Origin of the sequence: Photorhabdus aegyptia (genome assembly GCF_000612035.1) — a bacterium.
Lineage (GTDB): Bacteria > Pseudomonadota > Gammaproteobacteria > Enterobacterales > Enterobacteriaceae > Photorhabdus > Photorhabdus akhurstii.
Genome location: NZ_JFGV01000063.1, coordinates 22,086 through 30,123, shown reverse-complemented (window position 1 = coordinate 30,123; position 8,038 = coordinate 22,086). Strand labels below are relative to the sequence as shown.

Annotated in this window: 3 protein-coding genes and 1 pseudogene; all 4 read left to right on the top strand. The window is 40.5% G+C overall.

Annotated features, from left to right (window positions below; translation table 11 throughout):
- Positions 1-312: 312 nt before the first annotated feature.
- A pseudogene (locus BA1DRAFT_RS22705) lies at positions 313-492 on the top strand (transposase); the annotation flags it as partial.
- A gap of 657 nt (positions 493-1,149) precedes the next feature.
- Positions 1,150-1,953 carry an MBL fold metallo-hydrolase gene (locus tag BA1DRAFT_RS17105; RefSeq protein WP_036781641.1) on the top strand — a complete coding sequence of 268 codons (804 nt, stop codon included), beginning with the start codon at positions 1,150-1,152 and terminating at the stop codon, positions 1,951-1,953.
- Positions 1,954-1,957: 4 nt separating this feature from the next.
- Positions 1,958-2,257 carry a hypothetical protein gene (locus tag BA1DRAFT_RS17100; protein ID WP_036781639.1) on the top strand — a complete coding sequence of 100 codons (300 nt, stop codon included), beginning with the start codon at positions 1,958-1,960 and terminating at the stop codon, positions 2,255-2,257.
- 704 nt (positions 2,258-2,961) lie between these two features.
- Positions 2,962-7,983 carry an alpha-2-macroglobulin family protein gene (locus tag BA1DRAFT_RS17095; RefSeq protein ID WP_036781636.1) on the top strand — a complete coding sequence of 1,674 codons (5,022 nt, stop codon included), beginning with the start codon at positions 2,962-2,964 and terminating at the stop codon, positions 7,981-7,983.
- Positions 7,984-8,038: the final 55 nt, after the last annotated feature.

Below are 8,038 nucleotides of genomic sequence, written 5' to 3'. Positions count from 1 at the left end.
ATTGTATAAAAAATAGATTAATATTAATCATTTAATAACCAGCATTAATAATTTCAAATTAATTTTATTGTTTTATTTTAATAATGTGATTTACATCACATTTATGATGATTTGTTTCGGCATGAAACAAAATGAAATGTGATGATTGTAGTAAATTGGTGATGAGATATTGTCTTTTATGGTTATATGAGGGGTTAGGGTTATCCATGCCAATCTTGCTTCTTATCTGCCGCTCGCTCTGCCAGAAGAGCACTTAACCTAAATCCTCCATAATTATATGGGATAAATAGCATGATTTGTTGTCGTCATTGCTCACCTTGGGAAAGGGGATCAATCAAAATATCAATGGGTTGATCAGGCAATACTTTCCAAAGGGAACCGATTTTAATGAAGTCTCGAAGTTTGTGGTAAACCGATTAAAGTAATCGCCCCCGAAAAACTCGGGGAGGTAAAACACCTAATGAATTATTTAAAGGACTACGGATATGTTGACTTCCAGAGTAACGATGTTTCACTTCTTATGTGAATATACCAATTATTTTTAAATATATTAATTCTATTTTTATATAAAAATAATATATTTTTGTTATCGTATTAATAAAGGTGTTAATAATGGTTTGATATAAGTGGATAGGTTATGTTTATATATGGCGGAAATTATTAATTGTTCTATTTAAATATTTTTATGTAATGTAAAGTCAAATTATATCTGATAAATATATTATATTTATTTGTAATATAGATAAAGTGAGAGCGGTCATGTAAGTCAATTACTGGCTTGATAGTGATATTTAAAATTAAGCATTGTCAACTGAGCTAGGTATTAGTATAGTAAATTTGATTAAATTACTTGAATAATCTATCGTTGAATTTTATTTTTTAATAATATGTTTATCTCTACTTTTAAAAATGTGTTGTACAGCAAGGTATAATATTTGTGTGTTAATATTGCAAGACAATAAATATGATAGAGAGATAATCATTTTATGTTGAAAAATTAACAGTTAGCAGAGGAGGGGTAATTTGTGATCTGCTTATAAAAATGTGACGATATAATGGCTTTTCATTATTTTATTGATGTACGTCAATGCTATTGTTACCCGTATCGTTTAATAGATTAATTACTTCAACAAAACTAATGGATATGCTATGTCATTAAAAATAACTGTACTCTTGGAAAATAAAACATCTGATTCATATTTGATAGCTAAGCCTGGTCTGAGTCTTTTACTTGAGGATGGTGAAGAGAAGATAATTTTTGATACCGGTCCAGATGGTAGCTATATTGAGAATGCAAATAGGATGGGAATATCTATTGATGATATATCCAAAATTGTTATCTCTCATGGGCATTCTGACCATATAGGTGGTGTTAACTATTTTCCTCATAATGCTAAATTAATATGTCACCCTGATGCATTAAGCGAGAAATATTATGGTGTGATGTTCAATAAAAAGAGTGTCTTAAAATTCAAAAAAATATCGGGTAAAATTAATAAAAGAGTTAAGAAGAGAGTTTTATTTCGTTTGACGAAATCGCATATGAAAATAAGTGAGCGATTTATTTTTTCAGGAGAAATAGCAAACAGTCATCGTAAATCCTATGGATTAATTAGAAAGAGCTGTTGGGCTAATGATTATATATTGGATGATAGTGCATTAATTTGGAAAAGTGATAATGGACTGGTGATTATCATTGGCTGTGGTCATTCTGGTATTTGTGAAATCATTAACCACGCTAAAATGATTACCGGTGTGGACAAAGTATTCGCAGTAATAGGAGGATTGCATTTAAGGAGAGCGTTACCGACAGAGTTATTGAAGATCAGAGAATTTTTCATAAAAGAAAATATAAAAGAAGTTTATGGATGTCATTGTACGGGTAGCTGGGGAAGACTTTGGTTGCCAAATGTCAAACAGTTGAAAACAGGGCAGGTATTATTAGTAGAGTAACATAATGAAATTTATTGAGAAAATGGATGTTCATCAGGTTATTACCCCATTTGCGACAGCGTTGGGGTTAGTATTTTTTTCTGTTTTAAATAATTGGGATTATAATAACGATAGGTTAATATTTTTATTGCTGAATTTATTCGCATTTTTTATTATATTTTTTCATCATAGAGGATTTTATTCATATTTTATAGAAAATAATTTGTATAATCGGTGTTTCACGCAAGTCATTATTGCCACTTTTGATAAAAAAGTGGCAACCTATTTACAGATTACAGATTACAGATTACAGATTACAGATTAATGGTAATTTCTGCATCAGAAGTTAAATGTGTTTTATTTACATGGCTTTTTATTTGTTATAAATATCCTATTGAGATAATGATTAGTCTTAATAAATGGTTGATAATGCATTAAATAAAATGTTAAATATATATTTATTAAAGTTATTTGTTGCTTTTGTTGCTTGAGATAATTAATTTATTAAACAGTGGTATATTGAAGCCGAGTATATTTAATCCGGTATTGATATTTATAACCAGTACGACAATGATAATTTTCTGTTTATTCAACTTTGTTTTAATGGTCGATTTTATATTTTTTATTTCTTGTGAATTATCGGGTAGGTGGTGCAGTAAAGGGCTATCTTCGGTCGCTGAGGGAAATGACGAAAATTTTTTTTTACTAGATACATAGAGTTCTTAATGGAAAATTGAATCGATAAATTTAGATTTATTTATCGTCTCCGTGATGTTTAATTCGTTAAAATAACAGGCTATTATATGAACTTAATGTCTGTACGTTGCCTAATATAAATAGGCGGTATATACCCTATGGATTTCAAGATGCATCGCGACGGCAAGGGAGTGAATCCCCCGGGAGCATAGCGAACTATGTGATCGGGGTGAGTGTCGCCAATAAAGAGGAAACTTGAAAGATAACGGGTATATAAAGTTATTCATTAAATCCTGCCATCAGTTGGTTGGAGTTAAGACAGGGGTTATGGTTATGAATCAAGGTCAATTCTGGCAACGACCAGGAAAAAACAAACGTTATTTGGCGGTGATTTTGGCTTCTTTGCTGATGCTTTCTGGTTGTGACCAATCTGATAATAAGCACGTGGCTCAGCCACAGTCCACAGAAGTTCAAAGCGAAAAAACACCTCAGCAATCAAGTATTCCACCAAAATCCGTAAGACAGAAAGATGCAGCATCACTGGCTGAATTAGCAAAACGTTATGCCGGTAAACCAGTGAAGATTCTGGATGCTTCCGAAGTTCAGCTTGATGGCGCTAGTGCAATGGTGGTGACATTTTCTGTTCCTTTAGATCCAAATCAGGATTTTGCTCAGAATGTCCGTTTGGTCGATGTTAAAGAGGGCAAACTTGATGGTGCCTGGGAACTATCAGATAACATGATGGAGCTTCGTTTGCGCCATTTGCCGCCCTCCCGTGAGTTGCAATTGACCGTAGATAAAGGTGTTAAAGGTATCAATGATCGTCAACTCGAAACGGTTTATGAGAAAACGCTGACAACCGCGACGATTTCTCCGTCCGTCGGTTTTGCCAGCAAAGGCTCCTTGTTACCCAGTAAAGTCGCTGAAGGTTTGCCGGTATTAGCCCTGAATGTAAATCGTATTGATGTTAATTTTTTCAGGATCAAAGAGACAGCATTGCCCGCTTTTATTGCACAGTGGCAATATCGCAACAATATGAGTTCTTGGGAATCTGAAGAGATGCTCAAGGGCGCGGAACTGGTTTATACCGGCCGTTTCGATCTGAATCCAACACTGAATACCCGCGAAAAATTACTGTTGCCATTAAGTAATATCAAAGAGTTACAGAAAGATGGCGTTTATCTGGCGGTGATGCAACAAGCAGGTAAATACACTGACACTAATCCAGCAACAATGTTTACCTTAAGTGATATTGGTGTTTCTATGCACAGCTATCTGGATAGGATGGATGTGTTTACCCAATCTTTGGCGCAAGGTAGCAGCCTGAAAGGGGTGGAAATACGTTTGTTGGATGAGAAAGGGCAATTATTGTCAAAGGCAACGACGGACGATGATGGACACGTCAGTCTGGAGAAAAATGCGAAAGCGAAACTATTGCTCGCTACTCGTGACCATCAGACGAGTATGATTGATTTGGTATCACCGGCGCTGGATCTGTCTGAGTTCGATATTTCTGGCTTACAAGGGTACAGCAAACAGTTTTTTGTTTTTGGGCCTCGTGATCTTTATCGTCCGGGTGAAACGTTGATTGTCAATGGCCTGTTGCGTGATGGCGATGGCCGCGCAGTGAAAAGTCAGCCGGTTAAAGTGGATGTACTGAAAACCGATGGTCAGGTAGTCCATAGTTTTGTCTGGCAACCTGAAAATGGATTGTATCAATATCGTTATGTGATCCCTCCCTCAGCGGCTACCGGCCTCTGGTCGCTACGTTTTGATTTGGGTGATAACAAACCTCGTTATTACAAGTTTAATGTCGAAGATTTTCTGCCGGAGCGTATGGCGCTGGAAATTAGCAGTGAGTCTCCCCCGGTGATGAAAGATCATGATGTGGATTTCGTGATTAACGGCCGTTATCTATATGGTGCGCCTGCTGCATATAATCGTCTGCAAGGGCAATTATTCCTGCGTCCAGCTCGTGATGCGGTAGCAAAATTGCCTGGCTATGAGTTTGGTACGGTTACAGAGGACAATCTTAGTCGCACATTGGATGAGTTTGATCTGGTTTTAGGGAATGATGGTAAAGCCGTAATTAATGTCAGTGCCGACAACTGGAGTTCGGTCTCTTCGCCGGTAAACGTCATTGTACAGGCAAGTTTGCTTGAATCGGGTGGTCGCCCGGTAACTCGGCGGGTTGAACAGGCCGTTTGGCCGACAGAAAAGCTGGTGGGTGTCCGTCCGCTGTTTAATCAGAAAGAGATTTATGACTATCGCGTAGGTCGTTATCAAAGCCGTTACAATGTGGATGAAAATTCACTGGCGCAATTTGCGGTGGTGTATGCCGATGCCGATGGAAAAAAATATGCTGCTAAAGATTTAACCGCCCGTCTGGTTTATGAACGCCGTGATTACTATTGGCGTTGGTCGGATGGTGAAGGTTGGCAATCGGGCTATGACCAGAAAGATTTGGTGATGGCGGATGAACATATCCAGATTGCTCAAGATGGTACCGCAAAGGTCAGTTTTCCGGTTGATTGGGGTTCGTACCGTATTGAAGTGGTTAATCCAGAAAATCAATTAGTGACCAGCGTTAATTTCTGGGCTGGTTACTCATGGCAGGACAATACCGGTGGCACAGGGGCTGTTCGTCCTGATCAGGTGAAATTGTCTCTGGATAAACCTGCTTATCAGGTAGGCGAGAAAATAAAATTGCATATGGTCGCACCACAGGCCGGTAAAGGTTATCTGTTGGTGGAATCCAGCGAAGGGCCGCTTTGGTGGCAAAAAATTGATGTGCCAGAGCAAGGTTTGGATGTGGAAGTGCCGGTGAATAAAGAGTGGCGTCGTCATGACCTTTATTTAACCGCGGTGGTGGTGCGTCCAGATGATAAATCTCGTCAGGCGACGCCGAAACGGGCCATTGGCGTGTTGCACCTGCCGTTGGCTGATGAAAATCGTAAACTGGATTTAACGCTATCCGCACCGGAAAAAATGCGTCCGAATCAGAATTTGACCGTTAAAGTCAAAGCGACGCCACAGCAAGGGCGGAAATTACCTAAGCAGGTTAATGTGCTGCTTTCTGCTGTCGATACAGGGGTGTTGAATGTCACGAATTTTAAAACCCCGGACCCCTATGAGGCTTTCTTTGGTCGTAAGCGTTACAGCGTCGATCAATATGATGTCTATGGTCAGTTGATTGAAGGTGAAGGCCGTCTGGCGAATCTGCGTTTTGGCGGTGATGGTGATGATAGCGCCCTTGAGCGTGGTGGTAGGAAACCATTAACCGAAGTTAAGATTATCGCTGAACAGGCACAGCCGGTGACATTGGATGAAAACGGCGAAGGGCAGATCGTTTTGCCAATCCCTGATTTCAACGGTGAATTGAGGCTGATGGCTCAAGCATGGAGTGAAGATGAGTTCGGCCGCGGTGAAAGTAAAGTTGTCGTTGCTGCGCCGGTGGTTGCACAGATGGCATTACCTCGTTTTATGGCCGGTGGTGATAGCGCATTATTGTCGTTAGATTTGACTAATTTAACTGAACAGACGCAAAACTTGACCTTAAACTTTGCTGCTGATGACCTGATTAGGCTAGAGGGGGATGTTAGCAAAGAGATAGTTTTGGAAAAAGGCAAACGCACCACCGTGGAGATCCCGGTCACAGCGCAGTACGGTTCTGGTCAAGGAGAGGTTTCCCTGACGATTAATGGTCTGAATTTGCCGGGTGAAAATGTGAAACCGTACCAAAATAGTTGGAAGATTGGCGTGCGTCCGGCACAGCCAGCGGAAACTGTTCTGTTCGCTAATGTTATTCATCCGGGAGAGGAGTGGCAGATGCCGTCGGATGCCTTGTCGGGTTTATCACCAGTAGGAGCCGAGGGGCAGTTGTTACTGAGCAGCCGTCCGCCGTTACAGATTTCACGTTATATTCGTGAATTGTACGCTTATCCGTATGGCTGCCTTGAGCAGACAATCAGCGGGCTTTACCCGTCACTCTATTCGAACAAAGCAGAGCTGAATAGCTTGGGCATTATGACGGAAAATGATGATAAACGCCGGGCAAGTATTGATGAGGGAATTATTCATCTACTGAGTATGCAGCGCCATGACGGTAGCTTTGCTTTATGGGATAAAACCGGTGATGAGGAGTATTGGTTAACGGCCTATGCTACCGATTTTCTATTCCGTGCAAGTCAACGCGGTTACAGCGTACCTAAAGAGGTGTTGACTTCTGCCAATAATCGTCTGTTACGTTATTTACAGGATAAGAGTGTTATTAACTATCCCTACAGCCAGAATCAGGAGGCAATGCGATTCTCGGTTCAGGCTTATGCCGGTCTGGTGCTTGCTAATCAACAGAAAGCGCCATTGGGTGCTTTGAGACAAGTTTATGAACGCCGTCAGCAAGCTGGCAATGGCTTGTCACTGGTACAATTGGGCATTGCACTGAAACTGATGGGGGATAATACCCGAGCAGATGAAGCGGTTCATTTGGGGATCAGCAAAAACCGTAATGATGATTTAGATTTAGGTGATTACGGTAGTGCCATCCGCGACAACGCAATGATTGTTGCTCTGTTGACTGAAAATAATATGCAGATAAAAGAGCGTGATGAGAAATTGCTGGCGTTGTCTGATGAATTGACATCCCGCAATTATTTTTCAACTCAGGAGAGTAATTCACTCTATCTGGCGGGACGTTTCTTTATTGATACATCGGCGCAACCGTGGAAAGCTCTGTTTAGTCAGTGGAATTCACCAATAAGTAGAAATAAACCCTATAGTGAGATGCTGTATCCACAGGATATTCTGCAAGGTATGAGTATCAGTAATCTTGGTGACAGCACGCTCTATTCGCGAGTGAATGTGGTGGCTTACCCACTGCGCTCTCCTAAACCTTACGCTAATGTGCTGAAAATTGAGCGTAGCTATCTGGATATGAAGGGTAATCCAGTTGCTATTGACCGTCTAAAAAGCGGTGAAATGGTGGTTGTGAAATTGGTGGTTAGTTCAGATAAACCCGTATTGGATGCTTTGGTAGTTGATTTATTGCCTGCCGGTTTGGAACTGGAGAACCAAAATTTGGCTAACAGTAGTGCTAAGTTGAATGAGAGTGCCGCTAATCTGCAAGAATTGATTGGCGATATGCAGCAGGCGACGATTCGCCATATGGAATATCGTGATGATCGATATGTGGCGGCAGTCGCGGTTGATCCTTCTCAGCCAGTGACGTTGCTCTATTTGGCTCGTGCTGTTACTCCGGGTGTTTACACCATTCCTGCGCCACAGGTTGAATCTATGTATGTGCCTTACTGGCGTGCGGTCGGTTCTACACCAGAAAAACTGGAAGTTGTTCGCTAAAGTCTATCCGCCCTTACGCTTTGGCGTAGGGGCTGATTTTTCACTAGGTATCCAT

What these genes read in the sequence shown, in the direction of transcription:
- BA1DRAFT_RS17105 (WP_036781641.1), top strand. Translation starts at nt 1,150, where the DNA reads ATGTCATTAAAAATAACTGTACTCTTGGAAAATAAAACATCTGATTCA.
- BA1DRAFT_RS17095 (WP_036781636.1), top strand. Translation starts at nt 2,962, where the DNA reads ATGAATCAAGGTCAATTCTGGCAACGACCAGGAAAAAACAAACGTTAT.
- BA1DRAFT_RS17100 (WP_036781639.1), top strand. Translation starts at nt 1,958, where the DNA reads ATGAAATTTATTGAGAAAATGGATGTTCATCAGGTTATTACCCCATTT.